This window comes from Pseudomonas sp. S09G 359 (genome assembly GCF_002843605.1).
Taxonomy (GTDB): Bacteria; Pseudomonadota; Gammaproteobacteria; order Pseudomonadales; family Pseudomonadaceae; genus Aquipseudomonas.
In genome coordinates this window covers 6,508,022-6,524,128 of sequence record NZ_CP025263.1, presented here as the reverse complement: position 1 = coordinate 6,524,128, position 16,107 = coordinate 6,508,022, and the positions used below count along the sequence as shown (strand labels likewise).

Here is a 16,107-nt window from a genome sequence, read left to right as displayed (position 1 = left end):
AGCCAGCCCTTCAATCTCTCGAAAATAACCCCGCCGCGGCGTTTATAGGCGTGCTCCTACGCAGGGTTGCTCGAAGTCTTCCATGTTCTGACGGGTTGTCCTTACGCTCTCGCGGAATCGTCTGCTCTGGCACGTATTGAAAGGGGCCAGGCCTTTCCTCTACCGTATCGATCTATACTTCGCGGTGCGGATAAAGCATGTCTTTTGCCCCTTCACGTTCCTTGTTTTTCCTTGCGTTCCTGGCGGGTGCGCTGACGTTGGGCGCGTCCTTTTACCTTGAATTCGGTGCGTCGTTGCGGCCTTGCGTCCTGTGCCAGATGCAACGGGTCTTCCTGGCGGCCTTCATGCTGATCAACCTGGTCGCAGCCCTTCACAACCCCAAACGCACCGCTGTCTTCCTGTACGGGCTGGCAAGCATGGGCTGTGCGCTGCTCGGCGCCATCACCGCCGTGCGCCAAGTGTTGCTACAAAATGCCGCACCGGGCCAGGCCGACTGCTTGCCCAGCCTGCACGAGATAAACGAAAACCTGTCGTTGTGGCAGGCGTTGCAATCGGCCCTCAAAGGCACCGTCGATTGTGTGGAAATCAACTGGACACTGTTCGACCTCAGCCTTCCCGAGTGGAGCCTGCTGTTCTTCGTGGGGATGTTGATGCTGGGGACCCTGCAGTTCTCAAGGCTGTTTTTGACTCAGCGTTTGCGCCCTGCAAGGCGCTGAAACCCAGGCACAATTTGTAGAAGGGGATTAAACACTTGTATGAACTTTCTCTCCTGCGTACCTTGAAGCCATAGTCATGCGGGCATAATCTGGCCCGCACGCGTTATTGAAACCTTTTGTCAGATGCGGCCTTGTCCGGCTGCCGCTTTATCCTTTGAGTGTTGTGCGGGCATAAGGCAGCAGCGCCCCTATAGGGAAGAGAGATCATCATGCTGGAAAGTTGTCAGAATGCTCAGGAACGCTGGGGTGGGGTGCACAAGCTGATCGACAGCTGGTTGAAGGCACGTCACGAACTGGTTCGGGCCTTTGATGCTCTCGGCGCCAAGCCCGAGGCACTGGCTGAGAATCGCAAGCCGTTGCAGGAGTTCTGCGAAGTGTTGGTCGACTATGTCTCGGCTGGCCATTTTGGCGTCTACGAGCAACTGACCAAGGAGGCGGAAGCCTTTGATGATCAGCGTGGTCTGGATTTGGCCGAGACCATTTACCCGCGCATCGACGTCATCACTGAAAAGCTGCTCGCCTTCACCGATCTGTGTGATGCCGGCAATTGTGTTGCCGAAAAATTCAAAGAGCTGGGCGCGTTGCTTCACGAGCGTTTCGAGCTGGAAGACTGCCTGATCGAAGTGTTGCACAACGCCCACAAGGAAGAGTCTGTTACCCAGGCTTGACCCTCGAGGGCGAGACAAAAAAACGGTGCGCATGACGCACCGTTTTTTATTGGGTCAGTGGCGGGTGCCTAGCAGTTCGATCTCAAACACCAGCGGCGTATACGGCGGGATCAACTCACCCGCGCCGTCGGCACCATAGGCCTGGGCCGATGGAATCACCAGGCGCCACTTTGCGCCCACCGGCATCTGTTGCAATGCGCTGCTCCAGCCGCTGATCACACTGTCCAGACGAAACCATTGGGGCTGCGTGCTCTGGTCGAAGACCGTGCCGTCGGGCAATCGCCCAATGTATTTCACTTCAACCTGATCATTCGCCCCCGGCTTGGCGCCGCTGCCGGGTGCGAGTTCCGTGAGCAGAATTCCATCGGCCAATTCGCGCACGCCCTTCACGGCTTTTTCCTTGGCTAAAAACTGCTGTTCGGTAGCGAGGGCTTTTTCGCTTTGGGGAGCCTGCGCATCGGCTTCGCTTTGCGCTTCGTGTCTGGCAAGAATCTGTTCGATACGTGCGTTATCCAGCGCCAGTGGTTTGCCTTGATAGGCTTGCTTGAGGCCGTCGATCAGCGCCTGGATCTGCAGGTCGGGAACCTCCTGGCGCAGGCGCTCACCGAGGCTGGCGCCCAGGCTGTAGGCGAGGTCGTGGGCATCCTGGTCAGCAGTTTTGGAGGGCGATTGCTCGCTCGCATTGGCGACTGAAATCGCCAGGCCAAGCACAACAAAAAGGTAACGCGACATGGGCCATTCTCCCGCCGAAAGTGCGATGGATTATGCCAGTGTGAGTGGGTAAAAAGTGCCGCGTATTTTCGTTATATCGATAAGATTTTTCGCACGCTGCAACGCAACGCAAACGATACTGTCAACATGCCCTAGCGGCGGTAAGAGCAGAGGGCTAGTATGAGCCGCACCCACGTCAGCCAGGAGGTAAACCATGTCGGCCAAACAGAAGCCTGTTAATACCCCGTTGCATTTACTCCAACAACTTTCGGGCAGCTTGCTCGAACATCTGGAAAGCGCCTGTTCCCAAGCGTTGGCCGATGCAGAAAAGCTGCTCGCCAAGCTGGAAAAACAACGCGGTAAAGCGCAAGAAAAGCTGCACAAATCCCGCACCAAACTGCAAGACGCCGCCACTGCCGGCAAGGCCAAGGCTCAAGCCAAAGCCAAAGACGCTGTCAAAGAACTTGAGGACCTGCTCGACGCCCTCAAGGATCGCCAAGCTGAAACCCGCACCTACATTTCCCAACTCAAAAAAGATGCTCAAGAAAGCCTGAAACTGGCTCAGGGCGTTGGTCGTGTGAAGGAAGCTGTAGCCAAAGTGCTGGGCGCACGTACCCCGGCAAAAGCTGTTACTGCGAAGGCGCCGGCTAAAGCGGCCGCCAAGCCAGCTGCAAAAACCGCTGCTGCTAAACCAGCCGCCAAGCCAGCTGCAAAAACTGCTGCTGCTAAACCAGCCGCCAAGCCAGCTGCAAAAACTGCTGCTGCTAAACCAGCCGCCAAGCCAGCTGCAAAAACTGCTGCTGCTAAACCAGCCGCCAAGCCAGCTGCAAAAACTGCTGCTGCGAAACCAGCCGCCAAGCCAGCTGCAAAAACTGCTGCTGCGAAACCAGCTGCCAAGCCAGCTGCGAAAACCGCTGCTGCGAAACCAGCCGCCAAGCCAGCTGCAAAGACCGCTGCTGCTAAACCAGCTGCGAAACCAGCTGCAAAAACTGCTGCTGCGAAACCAGCTGCCAAGCCAGCTGCGAAAACCGCTGCTGCGAAACCAGCCGCTAAGCCAGCTGCAAAAACTGCTGCCGCTAAACCAGCCGCTAAGCCAGCTGCAAAAACTGCTGCTGCAAAACCAGCCGCCAAGCCAGCTGCCAAACCTGCTGCTGCAAAACCAGCCGCCAAGCCAGCTGCCAAACCTGCTGCTGCGAAACCAGCCGCCAAGCCAGCTGCAAAACCTGCTGCTGCAAAACCAGCTGCCGCAAAACCAGCACCAGCCAAACCAGCCGCACCAGCGACTCCGGCTGCTGCCACCGCTCCAACCGCTCCGGCCAGCAGCACGCCTGCACCGGTAGCGCCAAGCACTACCCCAACCAGCGCTTCCTAAGTGCCGGTGGCCGCGACGCGCAGCTGTTGCAGCGCGTCGTGGTCAAGGTTGGCGGCTTCGGTCGCCAGGCCTTCAAGCCATTTCTGTTGACCCTCGCCTTCTCCACTAGGCCATGCCTGCGCCACAGCTTCCAGGCGTGCCAGCAACGCTCGCTCGGCTTCCAGCTCCAAGGCTTTGACCTGCTCGCGTAACCCTGCCAACGCTTCATCCTGCTGCGCCATGGCTCGCCATTGCGTGCGTACCTGCCGTAACGGTTCGACTACTTGCGCCTGCCAGGGCCCGGCGACCTGCACCAATGCCTGCATGCGTTCAGCGCTCGGCGTCACGCCGCGCTGCTCCAGCCACGCGCCGCAGAGCAACAGGCACACATCCGCGCCTTGCTCCTGCAAACGCAGGCAAGCGGCTTCGCACCCGGAGCGGGCATAAGTCGAGAGGGCAAAGCTCCACAGGTCAGCGTACATATTCACACCCAAGCCAGCGGCCAACGAAGCTGGTAGACTCCGCCGCCATTATGATCCGACTTCAAAGCCTAACATTACAGCGTGGCCCGCAACGTCTTCTTGAAGACGCCGAGCTGACCCTGCACGCCGGTCACAAAGCCGGCCTGATCGGTGCCAACGGCGCCGGCAAATCCACGTTGTTCGCCCTGTTGCTGGGTGAGCTGACCCCGGATTCCGGGGACTGCTTGCTGCCGGCCGACTGGCGCATCGCCCATATGCGCCAAGAGATCGACACCCTCGACCGCATCGCGATCGACTACGTGCTCGATGGCGACTTGCGCCTGCGCCAGGTGCAACACGACCTGGCCGAGGCCGAGAAAACCCAGGACGGCGCCGCCCAGGCCCGCCTGCATGCGGAACTCGACAGCGCCGACGGCTACACCGCCGACGCGCGTGCCCGCAAGATGCTCGCCGGCCTGGGGTTCACCAACGAACAGATGGACCGCCCGGTCGCCGACTTCTCCGGTGGCTGGCGCATGCGCCTCAACCTGGCCCAAGCGCTGATGTGCCCGTCCGACCTGCTACTGCTCGACGAACCGACCAACCACTTGGACCTCGATGCGATCCTGTGGCTGGAAGACTTCCTCAAGAGCTACCAGGGCACCTTGCTGCTGATTTCCCACGACCGGGATTTCCTCGACGCCGTGGTCGACAACATCGCCCACGTCGAACAGAAGAAGATCACCCTCTACCGTGGCGGCTACACCGCGTTCGAACGCGCCCGTGCCGAACGCCTGGCCCAGCAGCAACAGGCCTTCGAGAAGCAGCAGGCGCAGCGCGCGCACATGGAAAGCTACATCGCCCGGTTCAAGGCCCAGGCCACCAAGGCCCGCCAGGCCCAGAGCCGGATCAAGGCCCTGGAACGCATGGAAGAGCTGTCGGCGGCCCACGTCGATTCGCCGTTCGACTTTGTGTTCCGTGAGTCGGTGAAAATCTCCAGCCCGCTGCTGGATCTCTCGGACGCACGCCTGGGTTATGGCGACAAGACCATCCTGGAGAAGGTCAAGCTGCAGCTCACGCCGGGCGCGCGCATTGGTTTGCTCGGCCCTAACGGCGCGGGCAAGTCGACGCTGATCAAGAACCTGTCCGGCGAACTTGAGCCGCTGGCCGGCCGCCTGACCCGTGGCGAGAACACCGTGGTGGGCTACTTCGCCCAGCACCAGTTGGACTCCCTCGACGCCAAGGCCAGCCCGCTGTTGCACCTGCAACGCCTGGCGCCGACCGAGCGCGAGCAGACCCTACGCGACTTCCTTGGTGGTTTCGACTTCCGTGGCGCCCGCATCGATGAGCCGGTACTGAATTTCTCCGGCGGCGAAAAAGCCCGCCTGGCCCTGGCGCTGATCGCCTGGGACCGCCCAAACCTGCTGCTGCTCGACGAACCGACCAACCACCTCGACCTGGAAATGCGCCTGGCGCTGACCATGGCCCTGCAAGAGTTCAGCGGCGCCGTGCTGGTGGTGTCTCACGATCGCCACTTGCTCAAGAGCACCACCGACAACTTCCTGCTGGTGGCGGATGGCAAGGTCGAAGAGTTCGACGGCGACCTGGACGACTACGCCCGCTGGCTGACCGATTACCGCCTGCGCAACGCGCCGGCCAGTAATACCCCGGTCAACCCGGATAAAACCGACAAGAAAGCCCAGCGCCAGGCCGCCGCCGCGCTGCGCCAGCAGTTGGCGCCGCACAAACGTGAAGCCGACAAGCTCGAAGCCGAGCTGGGCAAGGTGCATGAGCGCCTGGCCAAGATCGAAGCCAGCCTGGGCGACAGTGCCGTGTACGAAGCGGCACGCAAGGATGAGCTGCGCGACCTGCTGGCTGAACAGGCCAAGCTCAAGGTGCGCGAAGGGCAATTGGAGGAAACCTGGATGGAGGCCCTCGAATTGCTCGAAACCCTGCAAGCGGAGCTGGAGGCGCTGTCCTGATGGAAGCGCTGCAACTGCCGATCCCGACGCAATGGGTCGAGCCTGTGTGGATCGGCGTGCAAATCCTGCTGATCCTGCTGGGCGGCTACCTCGCCCAGCGCTTCGTTGCCAAAGGCCTGACCCGCCTGGGTGAGCGCTACCCGTTCCCGCCGCAACTGCTGATGCCGCTGCGCGGCGGCTTGCGCTGGCTGATCATGGGCAGCGCGCTGATCTTTGTGCTGGGCCGCCTGGGCGTGTCCGCCACGGTATTGTGGACGGCGCTCTCGGGGTTTGTGGCGGTGGCGGCGGTGGCGTTTTTCGCCATGTGGTCGGTGTTGTCCAACCTGCTGTGCGCGATCTTGATCTTTACCGTAGGACCGTTCCGCCTCGGCGACATCGTTGAACTGGTGGATACTGTCGACAAACCGGGCGTGAAGGGCCGCGTCGTGGCGATCAACCTGCTCTACACCACACTGATCGAAGTGGAGGCGGCCGGTACCGACAGCGCCATCGTCCAGGTGCCGAACAGCCTGTTCTTCCAGCGCTCGGTACGGCGTTGGCCAGGGACCCATGTGTTCCCGGGCGACCGCTAGCATTCACATCTTGTAAAAATCTATAGCCAGCCTTTGCTCGGCGGAGTTAGCTTAAGGGCACAACAGCAAACTCCCCCCTGAGGTGTGCAATGGCACTCGATACGTGGCTGGCCTTTTTCGTGGCCAGTTGGATCATCTCCCTTTCCCCCGGCGCGGGCGCCATCGCGTCGATGTCCAGCGGCTTGCAATACGGTTTCCTGCGCGGTTACTGGAACGCCATCGGCCTGCAACTGGGCCTGGCGATGCAGATTGCAGTGGTGGCGGGCGGCCTGGGTGCCATTCTGGCGGCGTCTTCGACCGCGTTCTATGCGATCAAATGGTTTGGTGTGGCGTACCTGGTGTACCTGGCCGTCAAGCAATGGCGCGCGTTACCCATGGACATGAGCGACGACGCGGCTGTGCGCCCGATCGGCAAGCCGATGGCGATGATGTTCCGTGGTTTCCTAGTCAACGCCAGTAACCCCAAGGCCCTGGTGTTCATGCTGGCGGTATTGCCGCAATTTGTGAACCCGCAGGCGCCGCTGCTGATCCAGTATCTGATCCTGGGCGCGACCATGATCAGCGTCGATATGATTGTGATGGCGGGGTATACGGGGTTGGCGTCGAAGGTGCTGCGCCTGTTGCGCACGCCTAAGCAGCAGAAGCGTATGAACCGTACGTTTGCGGGGTTGTTTGTGGGGGCTGCGGGTTTCCTTGCCAGCCTGCATCGCGCCACGGCGTAACTGACAAAACCGGATTAAAAATGTGGGAGGGGCGGTGCGACGATTCGACTGGCCCCCTCCCACAATGGTTTTGTGTTGACCGGGAAATTACCGCTCAGCGCAGGATTTTTGGCGCTTCATCCCTTGGCAGGTTGTTGCGCAGCACCGGTTGGCCAGGTTCCTGGTACCCACCACCCAGCTGCTCCGCCAATTGCCGCGCCACATCCTCACCCAGCGCCTTCGACACTTCCTTCACCACCCGCGGCCGGTTCAGGCTTACGCGCACGTCGCGGCTGTTCACCAATTTGGTGTCCTGGCCTTCACCCATGGCGGTAAACGCCGAGGTGATCTCAAAGGTGCGCGTGTTGATCAGGCTGAAATCCGCTACCAGCGTCAGGCCCAGCACCGCCGAGTAGCTGTTGGTGTGGTCCAGGGCGTTGATGTCCTGGGTGAAGTCGATGTCGGACAGGGTGCCGAACAGCACGTAGTCCGCGCCTTTGAAGTTGCCGGCCTTGATGCGCTTGATCACGTCATACACGTCACCCTTGGCATCGGCGGTGTAGGGCGTGCCCTGCACCAGCTGGAACTGGCGGGACTTGAGGATCTCGCCCTTGATATCGCCGCTGAATTTACGCAGCTCGGTTTGCTCGATGTAGCTGGTACGGCTTTCGTACTCGCTGTAGTTCGAGGCACCGCTGGCGTGGTAAGCACTGGCCTGGAAGTTGTTGCTGGCCGAGACCTGGTGGATGTACTCCTCGACCCGCGCCTCGTAGGCCAGGTCGGTCACCGCGATCTTCGGCGCGGCCGAGGCGCCAAAGGCGCACAGCAGGCCGATCAAACCGATCCATGCACGCATTGTTCAGCGCTCCGTGGTCTTGCGGATTTCTTTTTCGTCCATCCATTCGGCCAGGCCGCTCTCGACGTCGATCAGTTGCAGGCTGAATTTGTAGAACACGTCCTTGTAGTCCGAGCTGCGCTTGACGATGGAGCTGATGGAGCCTTCCAGGCGGTACTTGGCGGCGACCATGTTGCCGGTCTTGCTCACGGTGGACTTCTTGTACAGGCCGCTCTGGTTCTGCAGTTTCAACTGGTCGACCTGGCTCTGCATGTCGGTATTGTCGCTGGCGAAGCGTGCGGTGCCGGTCTTCATCAGTTGGGTCTTGATCGACGTGGTGATCTCGCGGGTGTCGATGTACTCGCTGGTCTTGTTCTTCACGTCATACACCTGCACCACCGGGCGGCCTTGCAGGATGCCGGACTGGGCCAGGGAGCGGGTCATGGTTTCGGCGATCATCTGCAGGTCGGTGGACCCGAACTCGTTGGTCACGGTTTCCACGGCCTTGGTGTCACCGTAATTGATGTTCTTGCTGCCCAGTACCGGGGAAGTATTGGCGCAACCGCTGGCCAGGACGGCGACCACGGCGAGAATCGAGAAGCGTGCAAACATGGGGAGATCTCTCTGGAGCTTGAAAAGGGGACGGCTCAAGGGGTTTTGACTTCAAGGCGGAAGTCCGCGGCCTGGGGCAGGTTGGCGATGGCCGGCAGGAAGGTCGCCTGGTTGGCGTACAGGTTCAGCACTTTCCAGGTTTCTTCATCGCCCACCGGGAAGCCGTCGGCGCCCAGCCAGGCAAAGCGGTAATACATCACCTGGTTGCTGCTGGTGATGTTGCTCAACTGCACCTTGGCGGTGAGAAAGCCGTTCTCGCGCGCAACGCGGATAGCGCCGACGGCGATGCCCTTGAACTTGCCCATTACCACGATTTTACTGGCGGCACTGCCGGGTTCCGGTGGCGGCGGGGTGGCGCAGCCGGCGAGCAGGACCAGCGCCAAGGCGCCGAGGATGAAATGACGCATAGCGTGCTCCTTAAGGTTGTTTGAGGGTGGCGATAGCCTGGGGCGGCGTGCTGGGTACCACATGCGCCGCGAGGCCGCCGGCGAACACTTGGTTGCCGACTACGCGCAGGGTGATCACCTGATAGCGCTGGTCGGCCTTGACCGTCACCAGCGTGCCGCCCAGGGCGTTGGGCAGGCTGACCTGGTGCTCGCCGTGCTTGAGGCGCAGGCGTGTCACCTGGGTCATGTCCGGCAGGGTGCGCCAGGTGCGGGTGTCGGCGCCTTCGGCCACGGCCGAGGCGATGCCCAGTACCAGGCCCGCCATGGGGTTGGTCTTGTTCAGGTTGTTTTGCGCCACGCCACGGCTGACCGCACGCACGGTGGTGCGCAGGATGATGCCCGGCATGTCATCGCGCAGGGCGCGGCGCGACATGGCCGTGGTGCTGTTGAGGGCGGTGAGGTTCTGCTGCTGGCCGTCAACGCCGATCTGGGCGAAGGTGGCGGTGGAGGTGTCGGCCTTGATCACCGGGAACGACAGCGGGGTGATCACCAGGTTGCCGTTGATCGGGATCGGCAGCGGCAGGCGGATCGAGTCGCGCGCCGGGGCCAGGCCGCTCTGCACTACGATCAGCACGTCGGTTTCGTCGGCGCCGACCTTGGATTTGTCCAGGTTCAGCAGGGCCTGCTCCAGCAGCGGGGTGTTGGGGCGCAGCTCGGCGGCCTTGCGGTAGCCCGGTGCGGCCAGGTCTTTTTCACCCAGGGCCTCGTACACGAAGCCGGCCAGGTAATGGCTGAACGCACTCTGGTAGCTGTTTTTCAGGCCGACCACTTCCGGCGCGTCCAAAGCTTCCACCGGGTAGCCGCGCAGGTCTTTCATCTGGGTGGTGATGCCTTGGCGCTCGGCGTCGTCTTCGCGCTTGAGGTATTCCTTGTCGCGCAGGTCGGCGATCACGGCTTCGCGTTCGTGGGTCTTCTTGATCTCGGTACGGGCGCCGTCGAAGTCGTTCAGGGCCAACAGGTTCAGGGCCATCTGCGTGGTCAGCATGACTTTTTCGTAGTCATAGCCTTCGTAGCGACGCACCTTGTCGTTGACCAGGAAGCTGCCGAACTGGGAGAGGTATTTTTCGCTGTCGAACTTGACCGACTCTTCCCACTTGTAGACCTGCAGGTCGGCGCTGCGCCAGGCGGTCTGGCTGCCGGTCAGGTCGCCCTTGGCGCGCAGCAATTCACCTTTTTCGAAGAAATAGAGCAGGTCTTTGTCGTCGCCGGTGTTGTTCTTTTCCAGCAGGGTCAGGGCGCCGTCGACGTTGCCGGTGGCCAGTTGCTGGTTGGTGGCTTGCAGCTCGGTGTCGTAGCTGCGGAACATCGAACAGCCGGAGAGCAGAGTGACCGCCGCGAGCGCGAACGGAGTCAAGGCGCGAAATGCCATGTAACTTCTTCCCTGAAAGTTTTGTGGTAATTCCTCATAAAAACGAGGAATGAAATTCCCTTTCGCACTAACAGGGCGCGGCATTATAAGCGCCATTACTGGCAAAACAATGGCTTTGTGCCGTGATGCAGTCCACAAAACGCCACCACTCGCCTCAAAAAAATACCGCCCACCAGAACACCAAATCACTAACGCCTTGAGTCAAACCCCTTAACCCTTAACAATGTGTTACTTCGTATTTCCACTTGAGATTCATTCATGACTGGCCCCTTTCGTTTTCTCGCCTGGCTGCTGCTGCCGGCGTTGATGTCGTGCAGCGTCAACCTGTTGGCCGCAACCGCTGAGGGCGCCCCTCAAGCCCTGCATTTGCTGGACTATATCGGCGCTGACTACCCGCCGACGGTAGAGGCGGGCAAGGTTGTTGATGATTCGGAATACCGCGAGCAGGTGGAGTTTCTCGGGGTGTTGCAAGGGCTGGTGGCGGAGCTGCCAGAGAGGCCGGAGCGCGCGGCGTTGGTAAAAGGCGTCGACGAACTGCTCGCGGCGGTAAAAGCCCATCAGGACGGCGCGGCAGTCGCCCGCCAGGCCCGCCAATTGGGTGCCCAACTGGCCGTGGCGTATGAAGTCAGCCAGGCCCCGGCGATTACCCCGGACCCAACACGCGGCGCGCCGCTGTACGCCCAGCACTGCTCGGTGTGCCACGGCACTGCCGGCGCCGGTGACGGCCCGGCCAGCGTAGGTATGACGCCAGCGCCGGCCAACCTGCGGGACGCCGCGCGCCTGGATCGCCTGAGCCTCTACGCGATCTACAACACCCTGGGCCTGGGTGTCGAAGGCACCGACATGCCGTCCTTCGCCGACCAACTGGACGACCGCCAGCGCTGGGACCTGGCCACTTACATCGCCGGTTTCACTGCCGACCCGGCTGCGGCCAAGAGTGAGCAGCCCTTCAACCTCGCCGACCTGGCCCGCCAGACCCCCAATGAAGTGCTGGCTGCCAACGGCCCGGCCGCTGCCGCCACCTTCCGCGCCCAGCGCGCGCAACCGCCGCAGGTCAAACGTGGCCCGGCGCAGTTGCTGGACTACACCGCGTCGACCCTGGACAAGAGCCTTGCCGCGTTCCGCAACGGTGACCACGAACAGGCCTACGACCTGTCGGTAGCTGCCTACCTGGAAGGCTTCGAGCTGGTGGAAAGCTCCCTGGATAACGTTGACGCCAACGTGCGCAAGGACACCGAGAAGGCCCTGATGGCCTACCGGCAGTCATTGCAGGACGGCCTGCCGATCGAGCAGGTGCAGCAGCGCCTGGACGTGGCCAAGGGCAAACTCACCGAATCCGCCGGGCTGCTGGGCAGCGATGGCCTGAGCTGGTCGTTGAGCTACATCTCCGGCCTGTTGATTTTGCTGCGTGAAGGCCTGGAAGCGATTCTGGTGCTGGCGGCGATCCTCGCGTTCCTGCGCAACACCGGCCAGCAGTCGGCGGTGCGCAGCGTCAACGTGGGCTGGGGCTTGGCGCTGCTGGCAGGCCTGGCCACCTGGGCGTTGGCGGCGTATGTGATTGACGTGAGCGGCGCCCAGCGTGAGCTGCTGGAAGGCTGCACGGCACTGTTCGCCAGTGTGATGGTGTTGTGGCTCGGTGTGTGGATGCACGACCGGCGCCATGCGGCGGCCTGGCAGGACTACATCAAGAGCAGCCTGGTGGGCGGCGGCGGGCGTTTTGGCTTTGCGATGCTGGCGTTCTTCTCGGTGTACCGCGAGCTGTTCGAAGTGATCCTGTTCTACGAAACCCTGTGGCTGCAAGCGGGCCCGGCCGGGCACAACGCCGTGCTGGCCGGTGGCGCCACGGCGCTGGTGCTGTTGGTGGGCCTGGCCTGGGTGATCCTGCGTGGGTCGGCGAAGTTGCCGCTGGCGCTGTTCTTTGGCATCAACGCGGCGCTGCTGTGTGCGCTGTCGGTGGTGTTCGCCGGGCACGGTGTGAAGGCGTTGCAGGAAGCCGGTATCTTCGGCACGCGGCCGGTAGCGTTCTTTGACTTCGACTGGCTGGGCATCCATGCCGATGCCTACTCGTTGAGTGCGCAGGCGGTGGCGATCCTGGCGATTGTGGTGCTGTACGGCCGCAGCCGTTTGGCCGAGAAACGCCGGGTGGCGGCTTAACATGCGCGTGTGGATCGATGCCGACGCCTGCCCGCGGGCGGCCAAGGACCAGGTGGTGAAGTTCGCCCTCAAGCGCCAGTTCGAGGTGGTGCTGGTGGCCGGGCAGAGCCAGATCAAGCCGAGCTTCGCCTGTGTGAAGCTGATCGTGGTGCCCAGCGGCCCGGATGCGGCGGATGATTACCTGGTGGAGCACGCGGTGCCTGGCGAACTGGTGATTTGCAGCGATGTGCCCCTGGCCGACCGGTTGGTGAAGAAGGGTGTAACGGCCCTCGACCCGCGTGGCAAGGAGTTCAGCCCGGCGAACATGAGCGAACGGCTGGCGGTGCGCAACCTGTTCACCGACCTGCGTGAGCAAGGCCAAATGGGCGGCGGGCCGCCACCCCATGGCGAAAAAGACAAGCAGGCGTTTGCCAATGCGCTGGACCGGATTCTGACCAAATTAATGCGAGAAGCCTGACCGGAGCGGGTGTGGACCGCGCGGCTTATGTGGAAAGCCGGGCTTGGGTGGCCAAGCATGGCTTATGTGGAAAGCCGGGCTTGGGTGGGAGGCTTGGCTTATGTGGCGAGCGGGCTTGCCCGCGTTGGGTGGCGAAGCCGCCCCAATCCAGCCGGTGCGGTGATTCAGACGGAATGGGGTTGCAGGGTTTAGGGCTGCTGCGCAGCCCAACGCGGGCAAGCCCGCTCGCCACACAAGCCTGTCTGCCACAGAAACCCATTCACCACACAAGCCTGTGTGCCACAGAGGCCCATTCACCACACACGCTCAGCCTCAGTCATTCTCGTGGGTCAGTTCCAGCACCCGGTCCACCAGTTTGTTGATGCCTGACGCGACCTCGCTGATGTTCTTGCCCAGCATGTAGGCCGGCGTGCTGACCAGCTTGCGCGCCTTGTCTTCGACAATGTCTTCCACCGCGCATTCCTGGTGGGTGGCGCCCATTTTGTCGAGGGCGGCGGCGGTGTCGGCACAGTTGCCGATCGTGCAGGTCACGCCCGGGCCGTAGATTTTTGCGGCCAAGGCGGGCGAAATGCAGATTAACCCGACCGGCTTGCCCGCTTCGGCGAAGGCTTCGGCCAGCTCCAGCACCTGCGGGTTGACGCTGCACCCCGCGCCTTCGACGGCAAAGTTCGACAGGTTCTTCGCCGCGCCAAACCCGCCGGGTACGATCAACGCGTCGAACTCCGCGGCGTTGGCGTCGCGAATATCCTTCACCTCCCCCCGGGCGATACGCGCCGACTCCACCAGCACGTTGCGTGACTCAGGCATTTCTTCGCCGGTGAGGTGGTTGATCACCTGCAGTTGCGCGATGTTGGGTGCAAAACATTGGACCTGAGCGCCGCGCTGGTCCAGGCGCAGCAAGGTGATCACGCTTTCATGGATTTCTGCGCCGTCGTACACGCCACAGCCGGAAAGGATCACTGCAATCTTTTTGCTCATGGGCATTTCTCCTGGGGTCTTGGCGTTAAATGTCTACTAATTTGTAAGCTGTTGCCAATGGGATCTTGTGCCGCTGCACCTAATCTTGATGTAACAAAAATAGACCGGACTAGCCCATGGACTTCGTGCCTTACGCGGTACCGTTTTTCATCGCCTTGATCGTGGTGGAGCTGCTTGCCGACCGCTGGCGTGGGCAGCGCAACTACCGAGTGGCAGATGCCATCAACAGCCTCAGCACCGGCGTGCTGTCCACCACCACAGGCCTGCTGACCAAGGGTGTAGGGCTGCTGACCTATGCGTTGGCCCTCAAGCACCTGGCCATCATCGACCTGCCGGCCCAGAGCATCTGGACCTGGGTCTTCGCCTTCGTCCTCTACGACTTTTGTTACTACTGGCTGCACCGCATGGGGCATGAGCGCAACATCCTCTGGGCCGCACACTCGGTGCATCACCAGAGCGAGGACTACAACCTCAGCACCGCCCAGCGCCAGACCAGCACCGGCTTTCTGCTGAGCTGGATCTTCTACCTGCCCCTGGCCGTGCTGGGCGTGCCGCTGGTGGTGTTTATCAGCGTGGCCTCGCTCAACCTGCTGTACCAATTCTGGGTGCACACGCGCCATGTGCCCAAGCTCGGCTGGTTCGAGTGGTTCTTCGTCACGCCATCCAATCATCGGGCTCACCATGCACAGAATGCTCTCTACATGGATCGTAACTACGGCGGGGTGTTCATTATTTGGGACCGACTGTTCGGCAGCTTTCAGGAAGAAGACGATAACGAGCCGGTGATCTTTGGCGTGACCACGCCGCTGGCGAGCTGGAACCCGCTGTGGGCCAACCTGCAGTTTTACGCACAGCTGTGGAGTGACGCGCGGCGCACCGAGAGCCGCTGGGACAAGCTGCGTATCTGGTTCATGCGCACCGGTTGGCGCCCGGCGGACGTGGCGGCCAAGTACCCGTTGGCCAAGCCCGACCTGAGCCAGTTCCGCAAATTCGAGGTGCCGCTGGACGTGCGCCAGCAAATCTACATCGCCCTGCAGTTTGTGGCTTATGTAGGCTTGGGCAGTTATTTGATGAATTTCGCTGAGGGGTTACCCACGCAGGCGCTGGTCCTGGGCTGGAGCGCAATGGCGCTGGGCCTGTTTAGCCTAGGCGTGGCCCTGGAGAATCGCCCGTGGGCCTTCAAGGCCGAACTGCTGCGCCTGGCCTTGAATGTGCCGCTGGTGTGGCTGGCGCCGCTGGTCGGGCTGTGGCCGGCCAGCTCGTTGGGCTGGCTGGGCCTGGTGAGTTACAGCTTGCTCAGCCTGATCGGCCTCTACTGCTGTAGAAGCCGGCTTACTCGACTGGCGTCTTAGGCGTTTCGACCGGCGCAGGTTCGGCGGCGAGCCGAGCCTTGGCGTCTGCACAGGCCTGGCGGGCGATACGCGCGTTCTTGAAGCGCCGGCGCAGCCACAGGCCAAAACCCAGCAGCAGCAATGCGCCCAGCACCCACAGCTCGTACTTCTTGACGCTGCCCAGCATGCCTTCCAGCACCGCACCGAAGTGGTAAGCCGCAGCGCCCAGGGCGGCGGCCCAGATCGCAGCGCCGATGCCGTTAAGGATCAAGTAGCGCACTGGCGGGTAACCCGACAGGCCAATCGCCACCGGCATCACTGTGCGTAAGCCATACACAAAGCGGAAGCTAAGTACCCAGATATCCGGGTGCTTGCGGATATGTTCCAGGGCCTTGTCGCCCATCAATTGCCAGCGCGGTTTGCGCGCCAACAGTTTGCGGCCGTGCTTGCGCCCCAGGAAATACCACAGCTGGTCGCCGGCGTAGCTGCCACAAAAGGCAACGACCACCACCAGGTTGATATCCATGTATCCACGGAACGCCAAGAAGCCTGCGAGAACCAGGATGGTTTCGCCTTCGAAGAACGTGCCTAGGAAGAGGGCAAAGTAGCCGAAGTCATGCAGAAATTGTTGAAGCATGGTCTGGGTGCTGGCGAAATGAACGCGCAGCCTACGCCTTCACGAAGATTCATGAAAGTATCGAGATGTGTCACGAAGTGAACAATTCCTACGTAAATGGTGAATGCGGCTACAGGTCGCATCGAT

Annotated in this window: 17 protein-coding genes; 9 read left to right on the top strand and 8 right to left on the bottom strand. The window is 61.6% G+C overall.

Going from position 1 to position 16,107, the window contains the following annotated elements; translation table 11 throughout:
- Nucleotides 1-197 precede the first annotated feature (197 nt).
- Nucleotides 198-716, top strand: coding sequence for a disulfide bond formation protein B (locus CXQ82_RS30100; RefSeq protein ID WP_101273547.1), 519 nt, complete (start codon nt 198-200; stop codon nt 714-716).
- Nucleotides 717-925: 209 nt separating this feature from the next.
- On the top strand, nt 926-1,384 hold the full coding sequence (rsd, locus tag CXQ82_RS30095; RefSeq protein WP_101273546.1) for a sigma D regulator: 459 nt from the start codon (nt 926-928) through the stop codon (nt 1,382-1,384).
- Between the two features lie 54 nt (nt 1,385-1,438).
- Here rsd and CXQ82_RS30090 read toward each other — a convergent pair whose 3' ends face one another.
- Nucleotides 1,439-2,116 carry an FKBP-type peptidyl-prolyl cis-trans isomerase gene (locus CXQ82_RS30090; protein ID WP_101273545.1) on the bottom strand — a complete coding sequence of 226 codons (678 nt, stop codon included), beginning with the start codon at nt 2,114-2,116 and terminating at the stop codon, nt 1,439-1,441.
- Between the two features lie 193 nt (nt 2,117-2,309).
- Between CXQ82_RS30090 and CXQ82_RS30085 the strand changes: the two genes are divergently transcribed.
- Nucleotides 2,310-3,467, top strand: a complete 1,158-nt coding sequence (locus tag CXQ82_RS30085) for an AlgP family protein (protein ID WP_101273544.1) — start codon at nt 2,310-2,312, stop codon at nt 3,465-3,467.
- On the opposite strand, the gene CXQ82_RS30080 is transcribed toward CXQ82_RS30085, so the two are convergent.
- Nucleotides 3,464-3,928: a TIGR02444 family protein gene (locus tag CXQ82_RS30080; RefSeq protein WP_101273543.1), complete on the bottom strand. Its 465-nt coding sequence runs from the start codon at nt 3,926-3,928 to the stop codon at nt 3,464-3,466. The genes CXQ82_RS30085 and CXQ82_RS30080 overlap by 4 nt on opposite strands.
- A 50-nt stretch (nt 3,929-3,978) precedes the next feature.
- On the opposite strand from CXQ82_RS30080, the gene CXQ82_RS30075 reads away from it, so the two are divergent.
- From CXQ82_RS30075 to CXQ82_RS30065, 3 genes are all read left to right on the top strand, one after another.
- Complete coding sequence (locus CXQ82_RS30075; protein WP_101273542.1) at nt 3,979-5,889, top strand: ATP-binding cassette domain-containing protein; 1,911 nt, start codon at nt 3,979-3,981, stop codon at nt 5,887-5,889.
- Nucleotides 5,889-6,461: a mechanosensitive ion channel family protein gene (locus CXQ82_RS30070; protein WP_101273541.1), complete on the top strand. Its 573-nt coding sequence runs from the start codon at nt 5,889-5,891 to the stop codon at nt 6,459-6,461. Before CXQ82_RS30075 ends, CXQ82_RS30070 begins: the two co-directional genes overlap by 1 nt.
- Nucleotides 6,462-6,550: 89 nt before the next feature.
- Nucleotides 6,551-7,183 carry a LysE family transporter gene (locus tag CXQ82_RS30065; RefSeq protein WP_101273540.1) on the top strand — a complete coding sequence of 211 codons (633 nt, stop codon included), beginning with the start codon at nt 6,551-6,553 and terminating at the stop codon, nt 7,181-7,183.
- A gap of 94 nt (nt 7,184-7,277) precedes the next feature.
- Here the strand turns inward: CXQ82_RS30065 and CXQ82_RS30060 are convergent, their stop codons facing one another.
- From CXQ82_RS30060 to CXQ82_RS30045, 4 genes are read right to left on the bottom strand one after another with little or no spacing between them, the layout of a single operon-like run.
- On the bottom strand, nt 7,278-8,018 hold the full coding sequence (locus CXQ82_RS30060; RefSeq protein ID WP_101273539.1) for a penicillin-binding protein activator LpoB: 741 nt from the start codon (nt 8,016-8,018) through the stop codon (nt 7,278-7,280).
- Nucleotides 8,019-8,021: 3 nt separating this feature from the next.
- On the bottom strand, nt 8,022-8,609 hold the full coding sequence (gene lpoB / locus CXQ82_RS30055; protein ID WP_101273538.1) for a penicillin-binding protein activator LpoB: 588 nt from the start codon (nt 8,607-8,609) through the stop codon (nt 8,022-8,024).
- A 35-nt stretch (nt 8,610-8,644) separates the two neighbouring features.
- Nucleotides 8,645-9,016, bottom strand: a complete 372-nt coding sequence (locus tag CXQ82_RS30050; RefSeq protein ID WP_101273537.1) for a YcfL family protein — start codon at nt 9,014-9,016, stop codon at nt 8,645-8,647.
- A gap of 10 nt (nt 9,017-9,026) precedes the next feature.
- Entirely contained in the window at nt 9,027-10,424 is a 1,398-nt protein-coding gene (locus CXQ82_RS30045) for a COG3014 family protein (RefSeq protein WP_101273536.1), read from the bottom strand.
- A 258-nt stretch (nt 10,425-10,682) separates the two neighbouring features.
- Here CXQ82_RS30045 and CXQ82_RS30040 point away from each other — a divergent pair, with 258 nt between their 5' ends.
- Together CXQ82_RS30040 and CXQ82_RS30035 are read left to right on the top strand one after the other, a co-directional pair.
- Nucleotides 10,683-12,578: an FTR1 family protein gene (locus CXQ82_RS30040; protein WP_101273535.1), complete on the top strand. Its 1,896-nt coding sequence runs from the start codon at nt 10,683-10,685 to the stop codon at nt 12,576-12,578.
- A gap of 1 nt (nt 12,579) precedes the next feature.
- Entirely contained in the window at nt 12,580-13,035 is a 456-nt protein-coding gene (locus CXQ82_RS30035) for a YaiI/YqxD family protein (protein WP_101273534.1), read from the top strand.
- A 312-nt stretch (nt 13,036-13,347) separates the two neighbouring features.
- On the opposite strand, the gene elbB is transcribed toward CXQ82_RS30035, so the two are convergent.
- Nucleotides 13,348-14,013: an isoprenoid biosynthesis glyoxalase ElbB gene (elbB, locus tag CXQ82_RS30030; protein ID WP_101273533.1), complete on the bottom strand. Its 666-nt coding sequence runs from the start codon at nt 14,011-14,013 to the stop codon at nt 13,348-13,350.
- Nucleotides 14,014-14,129: 116 nt separating this feature from the next.
- On the opposite strand from elbB, the gene CXQ82_RS30025 reads away from it, so the two are divergent.
- Nucleotides 14,130-15,365 (top strand): sterol desaturase family protein, encoded by a 1,236-nt coding sequence (locus CXQ82_RS30025; protein WP_101273532.1) that lies wholly within the window; start codon nt 14,130-14,132, stop codon nt 15,363-15,365.
- On the opposite strand, the gene CXQ82_RS30020 is transcribed toward CXQ82_RS30025, so the two are convergent.
- Entirely contained in the window at nt 15,346-15,981 is a 636-nt protein-coding gene (locus CXQ82_RS30020; RefSeq protein ID WP_101273531.1) for a DedA family protein, read from the bottom strand. The genes CXQ82_RS30025 and CXQ82_RS30020 overlap by 20 nt on opposite strands.
- Nucleotides 15,982-16,107: the final 126 nt, after the last annotated feature.